Origin of the sequence: Streptomyces sp. NPDC002889 (assembly GCF_042888425.1) — a bacterium.
GTDB lineage: Bacteria > Actinomycetota > Actinomycetes > Streptomycetales > Streptomycetaceae > Streptomyces.
This window is the reverse complement of sequence record NZ_JBIAPT010000002.1, coordinates 324,509-345,401: the sequence shown is the minus strand read 5'-3', so window position 1 is coordinate 345,401 and position 20,893 is coordinate 324,509. Positions and strand designations below refer to the sequence as shown.

The 20,893-nt window shown below is 70.5% G+C and carries 16 protein-coding genes; 2 read left to right on the top strand and 14 right to left on the bottom strand.

Annotated features, from left to right (window positions below; all coding sequences use genetic code 11):
* Positions 1-22 precede the first annotated feature (22 nt).
* From ACFYWI_RS04400 to ACFYWI_RS04345, 12 genes are all read right to left on the bottom strand, one after another.
* Complete coding sequence (locus tag ACFYWI_RS04400; RefSeq protein WP_389224991.1) at positions 23-2,005, bottom strand: ABC transporter permease subunit; 1,983 nt, start codon at positions 2,003-2,005, stop codon at positions 23-25.
* Positions 2,002-3,297: a betaine/proline/choline family ABC transporter ATP-binding protein gene (locus ACFYWI_RS04395; protein WP_389224989.1), complete on the bottom strand. Its 1,296-nt coding sequence runs from the start codon at positions 3,295-3,297 to the stop codon at positions 2,002-2,004. Before ACFYWI_RS04395 ends, ACFYWI_RS04400 begins: the two co-directional genes overlap by 4 nt.
* A complete protein-coding gene (locus ACFYWI_RS04390) occupies positions 3,294-4,814 on the bottom strand; it encodes a GMC family oxidoreductase (protein WP_389224987.1) in 1,521 nt (506 codons plus the stop codon). The genes ACFYWI_RS04395 and ACFYWI_RS04390 overlap by 4 nt, the downstream gene beginning before the upstream one ends.
* 19 nt (positions 4,815-4,833) lie before the next feature.
* Entirely contained in the window at positions 4,834-6,318 is a 1,485-nt protein-coding gene (locus tag ACFYWI_RS04385; RefSeq protein WP_389224985.1) for an aldehyde dehydrogenase family protein, read from the bottom strand.
* Positions 6,319-6,545: 227 nt separating this feature from the next.
* The gene (locus ACFYWI_RS04380; protein WP_389224983.1) at positions 6,546-7,628 is read right to left on the bottom strand and encodes a hypothetical protein; all 1,083 of its coding nucleotides are present in this window, start codon (positions 7,626-7,628) and stop codon (positions 6,546-6,548) included.
* Positions 7,629-7,689: 61 nt separating this feature from the next.
* Positions 7,690-9,894 (bottom strand): hypothetical protein, encoded by a 2,205-nt coding sequence (locus ACFYWI_RS04375; RefSeq protein WP_389224980.1) that lies wholly within the window; start codon positions 9,892-9,894, stop codon positions 7,690-7,692.
* Positions 9,895-9,943: 49 nt separating this feature from the next.
* The gene (locus ACFYWI_RS04370) at positions 9,944-10,390 is read right to left on the bottom strand and encodes a hypothetical protein (RefSeq protein WP_389224978.1); all 447 of its coding nucleotides are present in this window, start codon (positions 10,388-10,390) and stop codon (positions 9,944-9,946) included.
* A 309-nt stretch (positions 10,391-10,699) separates the two neighbouring features.
* Positions 10,700-11,689, bottom strand: coding sequence for a malate dehydrogenase (locus tag ACFYWI_RS04365; protein WP_389224976.1), 990 nt, complete (start codon positions 11,687-11,689; stop codon positions 10,700-10,702).
* Between the two features lie 199 nt (positions 11,690-11,888).
* The gene (locus tag ACFYWI_RS04360; RefSeq protein ID WP_389224974.1) at positions 11,889-12,902 is read right to left on the bottom strand and encodes a DUF2690 domain-containing protein; all 1,014 of its coding nucleotides are present in this window, start codon (positions 12,900-12,902) and stop codon (positions 11,889-11,891) included.
* 268 nt (positions 12,903-13,170) lie between these two features.
* The gene (locus tag ACFYWI_RS04355; RefSeq protein WP_389224972.1) at positions 13,171-14,391 is read right to left on the bottom strand and encodes an NADP-dependent isocitrate dehydrogenase; all 1,221 of its coding nucleotides are present in this window, start codon (positions 14,389-14,391) and stop codon (positions 13,171-13,173) included.
* A gap of 135 nt (positions 14,392-14,526) precedes the next feature.
* A complete protein-coding gene (locus ACFYWI_RS04350; protein ID WP_389224970.1) occupies positions 14,527-15,432 on the bottom strand; it encodes a DUF3017 domain-containing protein in 906 nt (301 codons plus the stop codon).
* Between the two features lie 18 nt (positions 15,433-15,450).
* A complete protein-coding gene (locus ACFYWI_RS04345) occupies positions 15,451-16,320 on the bottom strand; it encodes a bifunctional methylenetetrahydrofolate dehydrogenase/methenyltetrahydrofolate cyclohydrolase (RefSeq protein WP_389224968.1) in 870 nt (289 codons plus the stop codon).
* Between the two features lie 237 nt (positions 16,321-16,557).
* On the opposite strand from ACFYWI_RS04345, the gene ACFYWI_RS04340 reads away from it, so the two are divergent.
* On the top strand, positions 16,558-17,097 hold the full coding sequence (locus ACFYWI_RS04340) for a hypothetical protein (protein ID WP_389224966.1): 540 nt from the start codon (positions 16,558-16,560) through the stop codon (positions 17,095-17,097).
* Between the two features lie 179 nt (positions 17,098-17,276).
* Here the strand turns inward: ACFYWI_RS04340 and purH are convergent, their stop codons facing one another.
* Positions 17,277-18,851 (bottom strand): bifunctional phosphoribosylaminoimidazolecarboxamide formyltransferase/IMP cyclohydrolase, encoded by a 1,575-nt coding sequence (gene purH, locus ACFYWI_RS04335; protein WP_389224964.1) that lies wholly within the window; start codon positions 18,849-18,851, stop codon positions 17,277-17,279.
* Positions 18,826-19,470 carry a phosphoribosylglycinamide formyltransferase gene (purN, locus tag ACFYWI_RS04330; RefSeq protein WP_389224962.1) on the bottom strand — a complete coding sequence of 215 codons (645 nt, stop codon included), beginning with the start codon at positions 19,468-19,470 and terminating at the stop codon, positions 18,826-18,828. The genes purH and purN overlap by 26 nt, the downstream gene beginning before the upstream one ends.
* 225 nt (positions 19,471-19,695) lie before the next feature.
* On the opposite strand from purN, the gene ACFYWI_RS04325 reads away from it, so the two are divergent.
* Positions 19,696-20,481 (top strand): hypothetical protein, encoded by a 786-nt coding sequence (locus ACFYWI_RS04325; protein WP_389224960.1) that lies wholly within the window; start codon positions 19,696-19,698, stop codon positions 20,479-20,481.
* Positions 20,482-20,893 lie beyond the last annotated feature (412 nt).

Genomic DNA, 20,893 nt, shown 5'->3' with positions numbered 1-20,893 from the left:
AGAGGGGAGGGAGAGGGATGGGTCAGTGACGGCGGCTGCGGCGGGCCGCGGCGGGCTGGGTGAGCCGGTCCAGTACGAGTCCGAGGCAGACGATCGCGACACCGGCCGTCATACCGACGCCCATCTCGCCCCGCGACAGGCCCTTGACCACGTCGTAGCCGAGCGCCCCGCCACCGACGAGGCCGCCGACGACGACCACGGCGAGCACCAGCACGACACCCTGGTTGACCGCGAGTTGCAGTGCGGGACGGGCGAGCGGCAGCTGAACCTGGAGGAGCTGCTGCCGGGTGGACGCGCCGAGCGAGCGCGCCGCCTCCATCGCCGCCGGGTCGACCTCGCGCAGGCCCTGGGTGGTGATGCGTACGACCGCGGGCAAGGCGTATACGACGGCCGCGATGATCGCCGAGGCGCGGGTGACGCCGAACAGGGCGACCACCGGGATCAGATACACGAACTGCGGCATGGTCTGCATGGCGTCGAGCACGGGCCTCAGCCAGCGCTCCAGCCGACCGGCACGGGCGCACAGAACGCCCGCGAGCACGCCGAGCACCAGTGTGACGACCAGTGCCGCCATCACCTGGGAGAGCGTGTCGAGGGACTTCGTCCACACCCCGAGCGCCCCGATCGCCGACATCGAGACCGTGGCGGTCAGCGCGGTCGCCCAGGTGCCCACCAGCCAGGCCACGGCGGCCACGAGCAGCAGCACCGCCCACCACGGCAGCCAGGTCAGGCCGTCCCGCAGCGGGTTGAGAACCCAGAGCGTGAAGTGCTCGGACCAGACCTCGGTGCCGCCGAGGACGGGGATGCCGGAGGCGAGGTTCTCGGTGACCCATTCCTGCGCCTTGTTGACGGGCGTGGAGATCTCGTACGTCCAGCCTTCCGGCCAGCCCTTGCCGACGGCGAACCGGGCCAGGACCGCCGCCGCGACCGAGGCGAGGACCAGCGCCCACGCCGAACGGCCGTGCAGCAGGCCGCCGCCCGGAGTGCTGTCGCCGATACGGTCACCGGCGGCCGCCGTCGTACGGTCCAGCCAGATCGCGATCAGCACGATCGGAACACCGGCGGCGAGCGCCTTGCCGACGTCCACGGTGGACAGCGCCGAGTAGACCTCCTCGCCGAGGCCACCGGCGCCGACGAGGGCGGCGATGACGACCATGGAGAGCGCCATCATGATCGTCTGGTTGAGGCCGAGGAGCATCTGCTTGCGCGCGAGCGGCAGCCGGGCGGTCCGCAGCCGCTGCCACGGGCTCGCGCCGAGCGACGCGGACGCCTCCAGCACGGCCGGGTCGGCGCCGCGCAGTCCGAGCGCGGTGAGGCGGGCCATGGGCGGGGCGGCGTAGATGACGGTGCAGAACAGGGCCGCGGGCGTGCCGGTGCCGAAGACCAGCACGAAGGGGAGCAGATACGCGAAGGCCGGCAGCACCTGCATGGTGTCGAGCAGGGGCCGCAGCGCCCGGTCGACCCGGTCGGACAGCCCGGCCACCAACCCGATGAGCACGCCGAGAAGCGCGGCGATGCCCACGGACACGACCATCAGCGCGATGGTGAGCAGGGTGGCGTCCCACATCCCGAGCAGCCCGCACACGGCGAACGCCCCGAGCGCGGTCGCCGCGACCTTGATCCCCTTGCGGCCGAGGCCGGCGGCACGCCAGGCGAACAGCACACCGGCGGCGAGCACACCCGTGAAGCCCATGGCGTCCAGCAGGTCGTAGACGCCGCTCACGGCGTCGGTCGCGGTGTTGGACAGATGCAGCAGGAAGTACAGGAAGAGGGGGTGGGTGTCGCGGTTCTCGATGACCCACGCGTTGGCGTCGTCGAGCGGCCCCGACACGTCGACGGTCAGCGCGGCGGGCCAGCTCCCGCTCCCCCACAGCCCGATCCCGAGGGGGACGAGCACAAGCGCGAGCGCGGCGAGCACGAGCAGTTTGCCCTTGACCGGATGCCGCGCGAGATCCCGGAGGGAGGGGGTCCTACCCGCTACGGGAGCGGTCACGGCGGCGGTCACGCCGGCACCCCCTCGGTTGCGGCGAGGCCCGCGACGACCCTCAGCAGACCCGCGTGGTCGACGACGCCCAGACAGCGGCCGTCCTGTACGACGCGGGCGCTCTCCCCGGTGCGGGCGACCGCTTCGATCGCCTCGATGACCGTGGCGTCGGGGGCGAGCGCCGGGCCCGTCCCGCTCTCCGTGCCGTCCGCGGGCCGCATGGCCCTGCGCACGGTCATGACCTGCTCGCGCGGCACGTCGCGGACGAAGTCCCGTACGTAGTCGTCGGCCGGCGAGCCCACGATCTCCTCGGGCGTACCGAGCTGGACGATCCGGCCGTCGCGCATCAAGGCGATACGGTCGCCCAGCTTGAGCGCCTCGCTCAGGTCGTGCGTGATGAAGACCATCGTGCGGCCCTCCTCGCGGTGCAGCCGGACGACCTCTTCCTGCATGTCGCGGCGGATCAGCGGGTCGAGCGCACTGAACGGCTCGTCGAACAGCATCACCTCGGGGTCGACGGCGAGCGCCCGCGCCAGACCCACCCGCTGCTGCTGGCCGCCGGACAGCTGCCCGGGACGCCGGTGCTCGAGACCTTCCAGACCCACCTTGGCGACGACCTCCGCCGCCCGGGCCCGGCGTGCGGTCTTGCCCAGGCCCTGGATCTCCAGGCCGTAGGCGACGTTGTCGAGCACCGAGCGGTGCGGCAGCAGCCCGAAGTGCTGGAAGACCATGGACGCGCGGTGGCGGCGCAGTTCGCGCAGCCGGGCGGTGTCCATGGACAGGACGTCCTCACCGTCGATGGCGATCGAGCCGGAGGTCGGCTCGATCAGCCGGGTCAGACAGCGCACGAGCGTGGACTTGCCGGAGCCGGACAGGCCCATGACGACGAACACCTCGCCCTTGCGGACGTCGAAGGAGACATCACGTACGGCGGCGGTGCAGCCGGTGCGTTCACGCAGTTCGGCGGGGGTGAGCGCGCCGAGTTCGGCGTCGCCCGGGATACGGGCGGCCTTCGGCCCGAAGACCTTCCACAGGTCGCGCACCTGGAAAACGGGCGCCTCCGCCGGGGCCGAGGACTCGGGGTTCTCGGTCGCGGACCTGGTCGCGGCCGCGGACTCGGACTTGGTCACGGCCGCAGGCTCGGCCACGGAATCTGATGCGGGCTTGGACACGGATTCTGGCTTGGACACGGTCACGGCCTCGGATTCGGGCGTCGTCATGGACTCGGATGTGGATACGGACGTCGCCGCGTCCTTGGACTCCGTCACGGACTCGGGCTCGGGCTCGGGCGTGGGCGTGGTCACGGGCTTCATCGGGTCTCTCCCTCGGTCAGCAGATCCGCGCACTTCTCCCCGACCATCAGGACCCCGATCATCGGGTTCACGGCCGGCATGGTCGGGAAGACGGACGCGTCGGCGATCCGGATCCCCTGCAGCCCCCGGATCCTCAGGTCCGGTGCGACTACGGCCAGTTCGTCACCGGATGCCCCCATGCGGCAGGTCCCGGCCGGGTGGTACACCGTGTGCGCCACCTTGCGCGCGTACTCGCTGATCTCCTCGTCGGAGGTCACCTCGGGACCCGGGCACACCTCCCGCTTCAGCCAGCCCGCCAGCGGTTCGCGCGCCGCGATCTGCCGCGCCAGCCGGATCCCGTCGACGAGCGTGCGCCCGTCGTAGTCGTCCTCATCCGTGAAGTACCTGAAGTCCAGCGCGGGCTTGACCTGCGGGTCCGGGCTGGTCAGGAAGAGCCGGCCGCGGCTGCGCGGCTTGGGGATGTTCGGCGTCATCGACACACCGTGCGCGGGCCGCTCGTAGCCGAGCCGTTCCGGATTGTCCGTGAAGGGCACCTGGTAGAAGTGGAACATCAGATCGGGCCCCTCGGACGCGGCGTCGCGCCGTACGAAGAGACCGGCGTCGCTGTCCATTGCCGAGTTCTCGGGTATCGGCCCGTGCGTCTCCCACACGATCACCGACTCGGGGTGGTCGAGCAGGTTCTCGCCGACGCCCGGCAGATCGTGGACGACGGGGATGCCGAGCTTCTCCAGGTCGGCCCGCGGCCCGATACCGGAGTGGAGCAGCAGCCGCGGTGTGTCCACCGCGCCGGCGCAGACGAGGACTTCGCGCCGCGCCCGTACGAGCCGCTCCTCGCCGTCCTTGCTCCGCACGTGTACGCCGGTCACCCGCACGCCGTCCAGCTCCAGCTCGAAGGCCCAGGTCTCCAGGGCGATATGCAGGTTCGGCCGGTCCAGGAAAGGATGCAGATAGGCGACCGACGCGGAGGAACGCTTGTTGTTCTCCGGGTGGTACGCGAGGTCGAAGAAGCCGGCGCCCTCGTGGAAGGGCTGCTTGTTGAAGCCCTCGACGCGCGGCACGCCGAGCGCCGTCTGCGCCGCGTCCACGAAGTCGCGGGCAATGGCGTTCCGGTCGGCCTCGTCGACCGCGACGATGTTGTTGCGCAGCCGGGCGTAGTACGGGTCCATCGTCGCGGCGTCCCAGCCTTCCGCACCGGCCGCCGCCCACTCGTCCCAGTCGGACGGCAGCGGCTTGAAGGCGATGAGGGTGTTGTGGGACGAACAGCCGCCGAGCACGCGCGCCCGGCTGTGACGGATGTGGGAGTTTCCACGGGGTTGTTCGGTGGTGGGGTAGTCGTAGTCGAGCTCGCCGCCGAGCAGCCCCATCCAGCGCCGCAGCGTCAGTACGTCGTCCCGGCCGACGTCGCTGGGTCCGCCCTCGATGACAGCGACGGTGATGTCCGGGTTCTCGGTGAGGCGGGAGGCGATCACCGAACCGGCGGTGCCGCCCCCGACGACGACATAGTCGTACTCGGTCATGGTCCTGTGCTCTCCGTACTCAGCCCGCGAACCAGCGCACGGGGCGCGGGGCGAGGTTCTGATAGATGTGCTTGGCCTCGCGGTACTCGGCGAGCCCGGCCGGCCCCAGCTCCCGGCCGATGCCCGACCTGCCGAAGCCGCCCCATTCCGCCTGCGGCAGGTAGGGGTGGAAGTCGTTGATCCACACGGTCCCGTGCCGCATCCGCCCGGCGACCCGTCGCGCCCGCCCCGCGTCGGCGCTCCAGACTCCACCGGCCAGCCCGTACTCCGTGTCGTTGGCGAGGGCGATCGCCTCGTCCTCCGTGCGGAAGGTCTCCACGGTCAGGACCGGTCCGAAGACCTCCTCGCGTACGACGCGCATGTCGCGGTGGCACCGGTCGAGGACGGTGGGCCGGTAGAAGTACCCCGGGCCTTCGGGCCGCTCCCCACCGGCTCGCAGCACCGCGCCCTCGTGCAGCGCGGAGGCGACGTACGCCTCGGTCTTGGCGAGCTGCTGCTGCGATACGAGGGGCCCGCACTCCACGTGCTCGTCGGTGCCGCGGCCGAGGCGGATCTTCTCGGCCCTGCGCGCCAGTTCGGCCACGAAGCGCTCGCGCAGCGACTCCTCGACGATGAGCCGGGATCCGGCGGAACAGACCTGTCCGCTGTGGATGAAAGCGGCATTGAGCGCCTGATCCACGGCGGTGTCGAACCCTTCCGCCGTCGCGCACGCGTCGGCGAAGACGACATTGGGGTTCTTGCCGCCGAGTTCGAGAGCGACCTTCTTGACGCTGTCGGCGGCGGCACGCATCACCTTGGTGCCGCTGGTGAGCCCGCCGGTGAAGGACACCAGGTCCACGTCGGGGTGCTCGGCGAGCCTGGCGCCGACCGGGTCCCCGGCGCCGGTCACGAGGTTCGCGACGCCCGCGGGCAGGCCGGCCTCCAGCAGCAGCCCGATGAGCGCGACGGTGGTCAGCGGGGTGATCTCGCTCGGCTTCACCACAAACGTGTTGCCCGCGGCCAGCGCCGGAGCGATCTTCCAGCTGGCCTGCAGGAGCGGGTAGTTCCACGGTGTGATCAGTGCGCAGACCCCGACGGGTTCGTGCACCACGACACTGTGGATCTCGTCCGACCCGGCATCGACGACGCGCCCGCCGCTCTCGTTCATGACGAGGTCGGCGAAGTAACGGAACGCGTCGCGCACGCAGTCGACGTCGACGCGCCCCTCCTCCAGGGTCTTCCCGGCGTCGCGGCTCTCCAGCGCGCCGATCTTCTCCCGGTCACGCTCCAGGAGTCCGGCCACGCGCCGCAGCAGCTCGGCTCGCTCCGCCACGGGAGTCCGGGGCCACTCCCCGGCATCGAAGGCGTTCCGCGCGGTAGCTACGGCCACGTCGGTGTCCTCGGCCCCGCCCTCGGCGACGACGGCGAAGACGGTCGCGTCGGCGGGGTCGATGATCTCGCGCGTTGCCCCGGATGCGGCTGCACGCCACTCTCCGCCCACATGGATGGTCTTTTGTGCCGACACGTCGCGTTTTGCCTTCCGTTCCCGTTACGTTCCTTGCCGGTCACCCGCCCCGGCGACCTGGCCCCCTGCCCCGCTCAGCAAGAACCATGCGCAACGCTTCACAGAAAGTGACTTTGGTCACTCGGGAGGCACCCATCCCCCGACCCCGCACGCCGCACACCCGGCCCCTCCCGGCCCTTCGTGACGCCGCACACGCGACGGGGGTCGCGATCGGGCGCGGCGCGGCCTCAGGGCAGACGGAGGTCCGAGCAGCCCTGCGCCGCGGCCGACTGCCCGGCGAACGCCTTCAGCGCGGCCGACTCGAAGGATGCCGAACCCTTCTTCACCGCGAAGCTGTTCTTCTGCGGGTCGTGGACGCGCCAGAGCGTGAAGACGGCGCGCTCGGCGGAACCGGGGCACCGGGCGGTCGCCCAGGCGTAGCTCGTGCCCTCACCGGCTCCGGCCTCGCCACGCAGCCGCGGAGGGGCGAGCTCCCTGAACGCCTTGGCCAGCGGGCCGTAGGCGGCCGACAGCCGATACCCGGGCTCACCGCCGGGCGTGGCCAGGAAGCAGTCGGTCAACGACGCGTTCTTCTGCGCCACGGACTCCATGGCTCCGGGGACCCCGGCCTTCCGGGCTTCGGCGGCCGACGGACGCAGCGCAGCGCAGGTGCCGTTCGCCCGGCCCAGCGGAACCGGCTTGCCGAGAGGGTCGTCCGGAGCGTCCGCTGTCTCCTTCCCCGCGGACGCCTCGCAGTCGAACTCCTCGGCCGCCTTCACCGCCGTGGCGGTCGTGAGCCGGGCCTGGGCGGCGCGCCGCGCGCCGTCGTCGCCGCGCCCGCCGCTCAGCAGACTGCTGACGAGCAGGCTCTCGTCCTTGCGGTTGCGGCATGCCAGGGCGACGGAGACCTGCGGGCCGTCGCCGCCCAGGCTGAAGGCCCCCGGCCAGTCGCCGCCCAATGGAGCGGCCCTGCCCATCACGCCCGCCATGTCCGCCCGCCTGAGCGGCAGCGCCTGACCGTCGGCGTCGCTGCCCCAGCGAACGTCGACCCGCAGCGAGTCGTGACTGTCCCGCGAGGTGACGGCACAGCGCGTGAGCGCTCCGGAGCCGGAGCCGGATTCCTCGTCGGAGGACCCGACCTCCGCCACGCGTTCACCGTCGAGGGCCTCGACGAGGCCGGAGCGCGCCAGGGTCCCCCGGCACGCGCGGTCGAGGGACATCCTGTCCCGCCAGTCGCCGAACACCCCGGTGAAGTGGAGGACTCCGGCGATCAGCGCGAGACAGGAGACGAGGACGACCGCCACAGGGCCGCGGTTTTCTTTGAGTCGCATACAGATGTTTCAGTCCGCTCCGAAAAGTGCGTGGGCTGTGCGGTCCGGTCTCTCCGACCTGTCAGAAGTCGGAGCGCAGATGACGCAGTGCCCCGTCCCGCCCCCGCTCGTGGTGCACCTGGCCGTGTCCCATGAGGTTCCTCGTGAAGTCGCTGTCCTCCTTGTGACCGTTGCTCTTCGCCCACTCGACGACCATGGCGTCGACTTCCCGCTGACCGGCGTTGAACTGCTTGGAGTTGTCGTTGGTCGCCTCCGTACTGGCCTCGGCGATACGGTCCTTGGTCGCCTCGTACGAGTAGAAGTCGAGGACCCTGTTGGCCAGGTCTCCGGGGACTGCCATCTTGTCGGGCGTGAAGTTCAGCACCGCACCGGAACTTCCGGTGAGTGCGTGGTTGAAGTCGTTCGCCCACTGGATGTTGTCGAACCGCTTGTCGAAGACGACATCCGCCCGGACTCCGTCGTACGCGCCCAGCGAGGCCGAGGCCTCCATGATCCGGTTCTGCGTGGACAGACTCCGGGCGTCGTCCGGCATGGCGGCGAAGATGTCCTGGGAGTACTGCTTCTCGGCGCGATAAACCTGCCCGAAGGCTTCCGGGTCGTCGGCGACGCCCCGCATGATCTTCACCAGCTCTTCCTTGGGAACGGCCATGCGGGCCTGCCCGTCGTCGTTCCAGACGCGGTCCACGCCGTTGTACTTGTTGTTGTCCATGCCGAGGATCTGGTGGGTGTCCGGCGTGTAGTCCATCAGCATGTGTGCCATCGGCCTCTGGAGGTTCGCCGGGAGCTTGTCCGCCTCGCCCGCGGCGTTCAGCACGCCGATGGTCTCGTTCATCACGCGGGCCTGGGCCATGTCATGGCCGCCGAGGTCGTGCTTCGACCCGGGGACATGACCGGTCGCGGCCGCCTCGAGCACGGCGCCGAAACCGGTGCGGTTGTCCTTGTCGGCGGCGTCCGCACCGACGACCTCGACCTTCCCGGAGGTCCGCTCGGTGTCGACGCCGTTCCAGTCGCGCCCGTCCAGCAGGTACTTGAGGTTGTCGTTCTTGTTGTCCGGGCCCGGGTCGAGGTAGTCGGTCGCGGTCCTGGGGTCGTCCGCCATGATGCCCAGCACGCCGTCGAGGGGGTCGTTGGCGAACCAGCCGTCCTTCTTGCCGCTGAAGTCGCCGGACAGGTCCCAGATGTCCGGGTCGCCGCCCCGCTTCCTGTCCTCGGCCGTACGGATGTCGTCGGCCATGTCCTTGAGGAACTGGCCGGAGTAACCGTCACCCTGCTGCATGAGGGTGACCAGGCTCTGGTAGCCGCGGGCCTGCTGGCCGTGCCCCCTGCCGAGGTCGATCTTTTCGCCCGTCACCTCGAGGTCGTACTGCTTGACCCCGGCCCTTTTCAGGTCCTCGCGGAACTGCTTGTAGAACGCGGAGTTCGGGTCCTTGGTCGCCGTCGCCAGCGTGGTGGCCAGGCCCTTCTGCAGGTCCAGGTACTCCTGCCTGCGGCCCTTGTCGTCGAAGTGGGCCAGGTCGTTGAGCTTGTTGGTGAACGTGAGGGTGCCCGAAGCACCCATGCTGTTGAGCAGGGTCTGGCTGAACGCCTTGTCCCCGGAGTTGTCACGGAACGACCGCCGGGCCTCCCGGAGGTCCGCCTCCGAAGCGTCGCCGGAATTGATCCGGGTGGCGATGTCCTTCAGATGTCGCGCTTCGTACGTCTCCACATCGCCCTGGGCGCTCGCGTTGAAGCCCCCGGCCGTGCCGTCCATAAAGTTGGAGTCGACCACCACGGCATCGAGAGCGATCTTGACGCCGTCGTCGGAGTCACCGGCGGCCTTCACCGCCTGCTCGATGCGCTCAGCCCACTCCGCGGCCTTCTGCCGGGCGCTCTCCTGGTAGTCGCGGTCGTGGACGTAGGCGGTGTACTCCCCTTTTTCGAGCCGCGAGGTGTCGAACTGGACGACGCCCTGCTCGGAGACCCGCATACCGTCCTTGACGGCGGCGTCCCGCTGGGCCCTGACCTTGCGCCGGGCCTCGACGAACTGCGTGTGCGCATCCCGCAGGAGCGAGGCGACGGCCTTCGCCTCCTTCTGGGCGGCCTGGTACTCCTTGAGCGTCACATCGAAGCGCACGCTCGCGGCCTGGGCGCTCAGCCCGGTCCAGGACTCGCCCATGGATATGCCGTGGACGTCCTTCTTGTACTGGTCCTCGAGCTTCTTGAACTCGCCCGCCATCGCCTCCCACTTCTCGGCAGCCGTGGTCAGCGTGGACAGGTCGGTCGTCATCACTTCGTGGTAGGTCGGCACGTATCCCCCATGTGCGGTCGATCAGCGGTCAGCTCTGGTTGCCCCTGAGCTTCAGGCCCGGTTGCGAGGCGACGCCGAAGTCGTTGTCCCCGAGCAACGATTTGGTCCGGCGCAGGGAGTGCTTCTCCGACTCCAGACGATCGGTCAGAACCTTGACCTGCTTCTCCCACGCCTCATGCGCCCTCTTCAGCGCGCCGGCGCTGTCCCAGCCGTGACCGTCCTTGGGGCCGAACTCCTTGACCGCCACGCCGGTGCTTTCCTCGGCTGTCCTGCCGGCCCTGCCGGTGCCGGGCGCCAGGCGCGTCTGGATGGAATCGGCCGCGGCCTTCTTCTGCGCCGGGGTGGAGGCCAGATTCGGGGCGAAGAGCGCTGGACCGCCTCCTCCCCCGCCACCCCCGTCGAGCTGATCGAGTCTCATCCCGGTCTGCCGCGAGGCCACGTCCGCTTTGATCTGCTCCCACTCGTCCCAGGCCATGCGTTCTCCTCAATGCGGTGATCGCTTTGCAGCAACCCTACGAAACAGGGTTCACAAAAAGGAAGTCCATTGAGATGACGGGGAGTTGGGGACTGCCAATTATCGTCCGGTTGGAGCGCAAACGTTGGCGAATGCGATCCCCGTTGCGATGGCGGACGTCTGCTGATGGCCCGGGGGCGAAAGGCATCACGCGCATGACGGCCCGGGCTGCGAGAGGTGTCGCGCAGTTCGCCGACACACGTACGCCCCCGGCGGCCGAAGCCACCGGGGGCGTGCGTCAGAACGTGCCGGCCATGCCGGCCGTCGGTGTCAGATGAGGCCGAGCTCGCGGACCGCCGCGCGCTCCTCCTCGAGCTCCGCGACCGACGCGTCGATGCGCGTACGCGAGAACTCGTTGATGTCCAGGCCCTGGACGATCTCGTACTTGCCGTCCTTCGTGGTGACCGGGAAGGAGGAGATCAGGCCCTCCGGGACACCGTAGGAGCCGTCCGACGGGATACCCATGGAGGTCCAGTTGCCCTCCTCCGTGCCGTTGACCCAGGTGTACACGTGGTCGAGGGCGGCATTGGCGGCCGAGGCGGCCGAGGACGCGCCGCGGGCCTCGATGATCGCGGCACCGCGCTTGGCGACGGTCGGGATGAACTCGTCAGCCAGCCACGCCTGGTCGTTCACGATCTCGGCGGCGTTCTTGCCGGCGATCTCGGCGTGGAAGATGTCCGGGTACTGGGTCGCGGAGTGGTTGCCCCAGATGGTCAGCCGCTTGATGTCGGTGACCTGCGCGCCGGTCTTCTTCGCCAGCTGCGAGATCGCGCGGTTGTGGTCGAGGCGGGTCATCGCGGTGAAGCGCTCGGCCGGTACGTCCGGGGCGGCGGCCTGCGCGATGAGCGCGTTGGTGTTGGCCGGGTTGCCCACGACGAGGACCTTGATGTCGTCCGCGGCGTTGTCGTTGATGGCCTTGCCCTGCGGCTTGAAGATGCCACCGTTGGCGGAGAGCAGGTCACCGCGCTCCATGCCCTTGGTGCGCGGGCGGGCGCCGACCAGGAGGGCCACGTTGGCGCCGTCGAAGGCGACGTTCGGGTCGTCGGTGATGTCGATGCCCCGCAGCAGCGGGAAGGCGCAGTCGTCGAGCTCCATGGCGGTGCCCTCGGCGGCCTTGAGACCCTGCGGGATCTCGAGCAGGCGCAGCTTGACCGGCACATCCGCGCCGAGCAGGTGGCCGGAGGCGATGCGGAAGAGCAGCGCGTAGCCGATCTGGCCGGCCGCGCCGGTCACGGTGACGTTGACGGGAGTGCGGGTCATGGCGATCTCCGTAAGACAGCTGGCGGTGGGCAACTCTGCCCCTCGTGCGGGATGTCTCGTCCACGCCCCGACGTGAATCTTGACGTGAAGAGAAGTCCAGCGGTCAGGCTATCCGACCCGGACGCCGACCCGCCCACGCCCCCTTGTGGCGCGGCTCACCCGGTCGCGCCACACCTCACACCTCCGCGCCCCGGGGTGCCTACTGGCCCGATGTACAGGCGGTCGTACCGGTCTTGAGCGTGGCGCACGCCTTCGCGTCGGCCGGGTCGGGCGCTGCCGCCATCGGCGTATACGCGTCCAGGTCGGCGTTGACCAGCCCGTTCTGCTCGCCCTTGCCTGCCACGGTGATCTGCACGGTGTCGCCGGTGGCCGCCTTGGTGATGCGGGCCCAGGCCGCGCCGCACGTCTTGCTGTACCGGACCTCGACGGCGGCCGTGCCGACCGTCGTGGTGGCGACGGTCTCGGCCAGCGGGCCGCCGCAGCCCATCGCTTCCGGGTCCTGGCCCGCGCAGTCCGCGCCGTTGCACTTCGCCCCGGTGGGCGGCTGCGAGCTGCCGGTGGCGGTGGGCGTGGGGGACGTGGACTCGACGGCCTGCGGGCCGGCCTCATCGCCGCCCCCGCCGAGGTCGGTGAGGAACACGGCACCGCCCGCGACGAGCAGCACGCCGACGAGGGCGGCAACGACCATGAAGCCCTTGCCCTTGCCGGTTCCCGCGGCCTTGCCCGTGCGCCTGCCGGGAGCGCCTTGACCACCGGAGGCGGACGGCGGTGCCTGGCGGCCGCGGCCGCCCGCCTGCGCCGGTACGAAGGCGGCCCGGGTGCGCTCGCCGACCGCGCCGGGGCCGTGAGGCCCCGGACCGTCCGCGCCCGGCCCGAACTCGCCGAGGGCCGCGCGCGCCTGGGATATCCGTATCGCTTCCATCGTCATGTCATGGCGCATCTCGGAGCGGCTCCAGGCGCGTTCCGCGAGCTCCCACATGGTGATGACGTGGCCGGTGTCGATCCCGGTGACCTCGGCGAGCGCGACGATCGCGCCCTTGGGCGCGAGCAGCCGTCCATTGAGATAACGCTCCCAGGACGTCTTGCTGTACCCGGTGCGGTCGGACACCGCGGCGATGCTCAGTCCGCTGCGGTCGACAACCCCACGCAACTGGCCTGTGAACTCCCGGACCTCCGGGTCCAGTCCCTCAGGCAATTCCTTCCAACGAGGCATTTCGCGCTTCCCCCTTGTCCCCCGATGGTGCTTTATATACCCCCCGGTGCTCGACGCGTCCCGGTTGCGGCACCAGTCTCGCATCCGTTGCTCAACGATCACACCGTGGCGGAACGGTCACTTCCGTGCCACAGGCCACAGCCGGACCTTGAACGGGCTTGGCGCGTCCATGACCCTTGAAACACGGGGGCGCCCGTCCTCCCTCGGGGGAGAGGACGGGCGCCGTCGCCGTCTCGAGCGATCAGGATAAGCGGGCCGCCGGTCGGTCTCAGGAGGGGGCCATCTTCTTGCTCAGGTCGGTGTCGAGCGCGTCGAGGAACTGCTCCGTGGTCAGCCACGGCTGGTCCTTGGAGATCAGCAGCGCCAGATCCCTGGTCATCCGGCCGGACTCGACCGTCTCGATGCAGACCTGCTCGAGTGTCCCGGCGAACCTGATGACCTCGGGAGTGTTGTCCAGCTTGCCGCGGTGGGCGAGAGCACGGGTCCAGGCGAAGATCGAGGCGATCGGGTTGGTCGAGGTCGCCTTGCCCTGCTGGTGCTGGCGGTAGTGGCGGGTGACCGTACCGTGCGCGGCCTCGGCCTCGACGGTCCGGCCGTCGGCGGACATCAGCACCGAGGTCATCAGGCCGAGCGAGCCGAAGCCCTGCGCCACGATGTCGGACTGGACGTCGCCGTCGTAGTTCTTGCAGGCCCAGACGTAGCCGCCCTCCCACTTGAGCGCCGAGGCGACCATGTCGTCGATGAGGCGGTGCTCGTAGGTCAGGCCGGCCCGGTCGAAGTCCGCCTTGAACTCCGCGTCGAAGACCTCCTGGAAGATGTCCTTGAAGCGACCGTCGTACTTCTTGAGGATCGTGTTCTTGGTGGACATGTAGACCGGGTAACCACGGGCCAGGCCGTAGCGGAACGAGGCACGCGCGAAGTCGCGGATCGACTCGTCCAGGTTGTACATCGACAGCGCCACACCGGCGCCGGGGAACTCGTAGACCTCGAGCTCGACGGGCTCGGAGCCGTCTTTCGGGGTGTAGGTCATGGTGAGGGTGCCCGGACCGGGAACCTTGAGGTCGGTGGCGCGGTACTGGTCGCCGAAGGCGTGACGGCCGACGACGATCGGCTTGGTCCAGCCCGGGACCAGACGCGGCACGTTGTCCATGATGATCGGCTCGCGGAAGATCACGCCGCCGAGGATGTTGCGGATGGTGCCGTTGGGCGAGCGGTACATGGCCTTGAGGTTGAACTCCTCGACCCGTGCCTCGTCCGGCGTGATCGTCGCGCACTTCACACCGACGCCGTACTTCTTGATGGCTTTGGCGGCGTCGACCGTGACCTGGTCGTTGGTGGCATCACGGTGCTCGATGCCCAGGTCGAAGTACTTCAGCTCGATATCGAGGTACGGCAGGATCAGTTTGTCCTTGACGAACCGCCAGATGATGCGGGTCATCTCGTCACCGTCGAGCTCGACGACGGGGTTGGCTACCTTGATCTTGGCCATGAGCTGGAACATCCCTCTCGCGCTACGGCTTCGTCGGCGATGTCGGTGGTCTCAGACGCGGACTCGTCGATGTACCTCGTCGTCAAGATAGTCGGCGCCGAGAGGGACGCCCGGTTTTTCCCCGCGTACGCGCGGCTAACGCGAGGAACGCACGGTGAAGTGCACGGCGTCCTCGAGGAACGGCACGTCCAGCCAGGGCTCCGGCTGGGCGACGAGGGCGAGCAGCACGATCGCGATGCCCAGGGTGCCGTACGTGATCATGTCGGTGAAGCGGGAGCGCACCGCGAGCATGCCCACCGAGGGCAGCACGCGCCGCAGGACGCCTCCGGTGATCAGGGCCACGCCCACCAGGATCGTGCCCACGCGGAAGGCGTCCGCGAAGGCGTCGATCCCGACGATGAGCAGGCCGAGCCCGGTCAGCGAGAGAACGGTGAGCAGCGGCCACTGCCGGGCGGGCGCGGGAGCGTCCCCGGGCGCGGCACGCCCGCCGCCCTCGGGCCGCGCGGTATCCCGCGTGACGGCTGGCGGCCGCCGGGACCCCTTCTTGACACCGTCCGGACCGGAGGCGTCCGTCTCAGGCGCCTCAAGGCCCGCGGAGCCCTCGGGGGCCGCGGTTCCACCGGCCGGCGCCTCGGGACGGGTCTCCGCACCGGAAGCGTCCGGGACCGGGGCACCCCCGCGAGGCGTGTCGAGGCCCGCGGGGCCCTCCGGTCCGGGCGTCGCTTCGGCACGGGACTCCGTACCGGCATCGTCCGCGCTGCCGGCATCGGCGCCGGGCCGGGGCTCGGGGCCGGCCGCGGCGTCGGCCGCACCACGCCCGGCCACCCGCGCGGTGTCGTCGAGGCCCGCGGCCTCGTCCGCGTCGGCGGATGCGCCTTCCGCGCCGGGCCGCGGCACCGCACCGGGGCCGTCCGCCGCGGCCCCCGTGGCCGACTCGGCCTCGGCACCGCGCGCGGACCCGGTGGCGTCCTGCGGGGCCGTCGCACCCGCAGCGGCCCCTGCCGCCTCGGGTCCTGCGTCGTCGTTCGTGCGTACGCCCATGGACTCAGTCTCTCCCGGTCAGCCCGCGGCGACGGCGGACGCGGCGCGCTCGGCCGCCTCGACGACGTTCACCAGCAGCTGGGCACGGGTCATCGGGCCGACACCGCCCGGGTTGGGGGCGACCCAGCCGGCCACCTCCGCGACACCCGGGTGGACATCGCCGACGATCTTGCCCTCCTCGTCCCGGCTGACGCCGACGTCGAGCACGGCCGCGCCCGGCTTGATGTCCTCGGGCTTGATCAGGTGCGGCACCCCGGCCGCGGCGACGATGATGTCGGCCTGCCTGAGGTGGGCGGACAGATCACGCGTACCCGTGTGGCACTGGGTCACCGTCGCGTTCTCGGACCGGCGGGTCAGCACGAGCGGCATCGGCCTCCCGATCGTGACGCCACGGCCGACGACCACGACGTTCGCGCCATTGATCTCCACGCCGTGGTGGCGCAGCAGCTGGACGATGCCGTACGGGGTGCAGGGCAGCGGCCCCTCGATGCCGAGCACCAGCCGGCCGAGGCTCATCGGGTGAAGCCCGTCGGCGTCCTTGGCCGGATCCATGAGCTCGAGCACGCGGTTTGCGTCGATGCCCTTGGGAAGCGGGAGTTGGACGATGTAGCCGGTGCATTCGGGGTTCTCGTTGAGCTCCCGTACGACGGCCTCGATCTCCTCCTGCGTGGCGGTGTCGGGCAGTTCGCGCTGAATCGAGGCGATGCCCACCTGCGCACAGTCCCGGTGCTTGCCGTTGACGTACCAGCGGCTTCCCGGGTCGTCCCCGACGAGCAGGGTCCCGAGGCCCGGGGTGACACCCCGCTCCTTGAGAGCCGCCACGCGGGCGGTCAGCTCGGACTTGATCGCGGCTGCGGTGGCCTTGCCATCGAGAATCTGGGCAGTCATGCCCCCATCCTCGCGGATGAACCCGCCCCGGTTCCAATTCTGTCCACCGGGGCGGCCGCCGAGGTTGCACTTGCACAACACATAGAGATACCGACTGGACAAAAAGTCGATGTCAATACGACGATGATCCGCGCAGTGCCGCGGGCAGTGCCGGGGGGCAAAACAAAGAGTGAGTGTTGTGCAGTTCCTCCGCTCGGACCGCGTCGTCCCCGCACTTTCCAACGGAGGAATCCCGCCATGAGCTTCGGCGACCCGAACAACCCGTACGGCCAGCAGCAGGGCCAGCAGCCCGGCTACGGCTACCCCCAGGCCCCGCCGGTCCAGCCCTATGGCGCCGGCTACCCGGTCGGCCCGACCGAGATGCCGGGCGGCGTGAAGGCGGCCCGCGTGATGCTCTGGGTCATCGCCGGCCTGCAGGTCATCGGCGCGGCCCTGCTCGTTCTCGGTCTCGCCGCCGTGGAGAAGATCAAGGACGACCCGACGCTCAAGGGCGAAGAGGGCTTCGACGCCATCACGAAGTTCTCGAGCGGCGTCCTGTACGCCCTGATCGCCCTGGCCGTGGTCTTCCTCGGCGGCGCGATCTGGGCTGCGATCCAGTGCGGCAAGGGCGGCAGCGGTGCCCGTATCGGCATCATCGTCTTCTCGTCGCTGTGCATCGTGTTCAGCCTCTACCCGTACTTCCCGCTGAGCCTGGTCCACCTCGTGCTCGCGATCCTGGTCCTGGTGTTCGTCGCCAAGTCCGATGGCTCCGCCTGGTTCAACCGCCAGCGCGCCTGATCGCGCCCGGCTTCGTACGAAGGCCGTAACACCCGCCGCCCGGCGCCGTGTTACGGCCTTCGGCGTGAAGGGCGCCTGTTCCGCGCACGTTTGAGCCGACCGCCGCCGCACGCACATGCGTACGGCCCCGCCGGCAGGAAACCGGCGGGGCCGTACGCGTGCTTGCGGTACAGCAGGAATCAGTGGAAGAAGTGCCGCGTGCCGGTGAAGTACATCGTCACGCCCGCCTTCTTCGCGGCCTCGACGACCAGCTCGTCACGGACCGAACCGCCCGGCTGCACCACGGCCTTGACGCCCGCGGCGGTCAGGATCTCCAGGCCGTCGGGGAACGGGAAGAACGCGTCCGAGGCGGCGTACGCGCCCCGTGCCCGCTCCTCGCCGGCGCGCTCGACCGCGAGCTTCGCGGAGTCGACTCGGTTGACCTGGCCCATGCCGACGCCGACCGATGCGCCGTCCTTGGCGAGCAGGATCGCGTTCGACTTGACCGCGCGGCATGCCCTCCAGGCGAAGGCCAGCTCGGCGAGCTCGTCGGCGGACAGGGCCTCGCCGGTGGCGAGCGTCCAGTTCGCCGGGTCGTCGCCGTCGGCCTGCAGACGGTCGGTGACCTGGAGCAGCGCGCCGCCGTCGATCGGCCTGAGCTCGACCGTGGCCGCCGGGGCGCCCTCGGCGCGCAGCACGCGGATGTTCTTCTTGCGGGCCAGGATCTCGACCGCGCCGTCCTCGTACCCGGGGGCGACGATGACCTCGGTGAAGATCTCCGCGACCTGCTCCGCCATCTCCGTGGAGACCGGACGGTTGACGGCGATCACGCCGCCGAACGCGGACAGCGGGTCGCAGGCGTGCGCCCTGCGGTGCGCCTCGGCGACATCGGCGCCGACCGCGATGCCGCAGGGGTTGGCGTGCTTGATGATCGCGACGCACGGCTCGGTGTGGTCGTACGCGGCCCGGCGCGCGGCGTCGGTGTCCGTGAAGTTGTTGTACGACATCTCCTTGCCGTGCAGCTGCTCGGCCTGCGCGAGGCCGCCGCCCGCGGCGGAGCCGGAGGTGTAGAGCGCGGCCGGCTGGTGCGGGTTCTCGCCGTAACGCAGCACGTTCTCGCGCTCCCATGTGGCCCCGAGGAAGTCGGGGAAGCCCGACTCGTCGGCCGGGGCGTAGGAGCTCGCGAACCAGGAGGCGACCGCGACGTCGTACGCGGCGGTGTGCTGGAACGCCTCGGCGGCGAGGCGCTTGCGGGTCGCGAGGTCGAAGCCGCCGGCCTCGACCGCGGCGAGCACGTCCGCGTAGCGGGCGGGGCTGGTGACGACCGCGACCGAGGGGTGGTTCTTGGCGGCCGCGCGGACCATGGAGGGGCCGCCGATGTCGATCTGCTCGACGCACTCGTCGGGGCCGGCGCCGGAGGCGACGGTCTCCTTGAACGGGTACAGGTTCACGACGACCAGCTGGAAGGGCTCCACGCCCAGCTCGGCGAGCTGACGCCGGTGGTCCTCGAGCCGCAGGTCGGCGAGGATCCCGGCGTGCACGCGCGGGTGCAGCGTCTTGACCCGGCCGTCCAGGCACTCGGGGAAGCCGGTCAGCTCCTCGACCTTGGTGACCGGAACCCCGGCGGCGGCGATCCTCGTGGCGGTCGAGCCGGTCGACACGAGCTCGACGCCGGCAGCGTGCAGCCCGCGTGCGAGCTCCTCCAGCCCCGTCTTGTCGTAGACGCTGACCAGCGCGCGGCGGATGGGCTTAACGGTGTCCGTGTTCACCGACATGAACCTTTCGTCCCTCAATGCTGTAGCCGTTACGGGCCAGACGCCCCACGACATCGACGAGCAGCCTTCGCTCGACTTCCTTGATCCGCTCATGGAGAGCGGCTTCATCGTCCGCGTCCCGTACCTCGACCACGCCCTGAGCGATGATCGGACCGGTGTCGACGCCGTCGTCGACGAAGTGGACGGTGCATCCGGTGACCTTCGCCCCGTACGCAAGCGCGTCGCGTACTCCATGGGCACCGGGAAAACTGGGGAGCAGGGCGGGGTGCGTGTTGACGAACCGCCCGCCGAACCGGGCGAGGAACTCCTTGCCCACGATCTTCATGAAGCCGGCCGAGACGACAAGGTCCGGCTCGTACGCGGCAGTGGCCTCGGCGAGCGCGGCGTCCCACTCGTCGCGGGTCGCGTAGTCCTTCACGCTCCGCACGAAGGTGGGCAGGCCGGCCTTCTCGGCGCGCTCCAGGCCCGCGATGCCGGACCGGTCGGCACCGACGGCGACGATCTCGGCGCCGTAGCCGTCCTCGTCGGCGGCGATGGCGTCGAGGAGGGCTTGCAGATTCGTACCGGACCCGGAGACCAGGACGACGATGCGGGCGGGGCGGGCTGGGCGGGCGGCCACAGGGGGACTCTTTTCGCGTTGCGCTGCGACTTTGTGTGGTCGTACGAACGAATCGTGTTCCCGAATACGGGGAACCCTACGAAGGCGCCGACCGTCAGCAACGATACCGGCACGCAGAACGGCCCCCACGGGACGGGGGCGTGGCCGGGAGGTAGCGTCTGTGGGCAGGGCCCGGCCCCGGACGGGCCGGGACGACGGGCATGACGAGGGGAAGACGTTCACCAGATGCTGGACCGCCGCCGCCGCCGTACGGACCTCCTGTTGCCGCGGGAGCGCCAGTCCACGGACGACAACAACCCCTTCGCGCCGCCGCCGGAGGGCAGGCCCGACCAGCCGTGGCAGCCACGGCGCCCCGCGAACGACGACCCGTCGCCGGATTCCTCGGACTCCTCCGGTTCCGGTGGGCCCGGTGACGGCGACCGTTCGGACCGGGGTGCGCAGTGGAGCAGCCGCCAGCCGGGCCGTTCCTCGGGCGGCGGCTTCGGCGGCCGCCCCGGCGGCCAGGGCGGCCAGGGCGGCCAGGGCGGCCAGGGCGGCGGACAGCGGGACCCCGAGGGCGGCGGGCCCGGTCCCGGCCTGCGCTGGGACCCGACGGACCCGATCCAGCGCCGGGCGCGCTACGCCCTTCTCTCCGGCATGTGGGCGTTCTTCTTCGCCCTCTTCGACTTCCCGGAGATCGCGCTGCTGCTGGGCTCGCTGGCGGTGTACTGGAGCATCAGCTCCCTGCGCGGAAAGCCTCAGCGCCGAGCGGTCGACGCGGTGACCTCCCCCGTGCCTTCCCCCGCCCCCGGCGCTCCGGCCTCCCCGAGCAGGCAGCAGATCACGGCGGCGGTGAGCGGCCTGGTGATGGCGGGCATCGCGCTGATGATCGTGGCGGCGTCGTTCACGGCGCAGCTGGTCTACCGGGACTACTACACCTGCGTGGACGACGCCCTGACGAAGTCGGGCCAGCTGGCGTGCAACGACCTGCTCCCGAAGCCCCTGCGGGGCGTGATCGGCGTCAAGGAGTAGCGACGACCGCCGCGCCTCGGGAGGAGCGTGCCCCCTGGCACCCGCCCCGGCGCTCGGTCCGTCGAGATGGTCACGGGGATCCGCGCGGACCCAAGAAGCAGCCCCGCCCGGCCAGGGCCCGAGCCGGCGGCCTCTCGCTGCTCTGCGGTCACCGGGCGACGATCGACTGCGCGACAAGGACCTGCGGCGGACACACCCCGGTCGCCCCATGGACCCCGCCCGGCCCCAAGGCTCCGGACCCGGTCACCGGCCACGCATCGGCTGCGCCGTCCGGACCTCGGGCAGACCTCCCGGCGGCCCATGGAACGGCCCGCCCGGCCTGCCCCGACAAGGACCGGAGCCGAGGCTCCGGACCCGCCGAATCCGAGCTCCGGCCGGTCCGGAAATCGCCCGACCGGGTGGAAATCCGCGG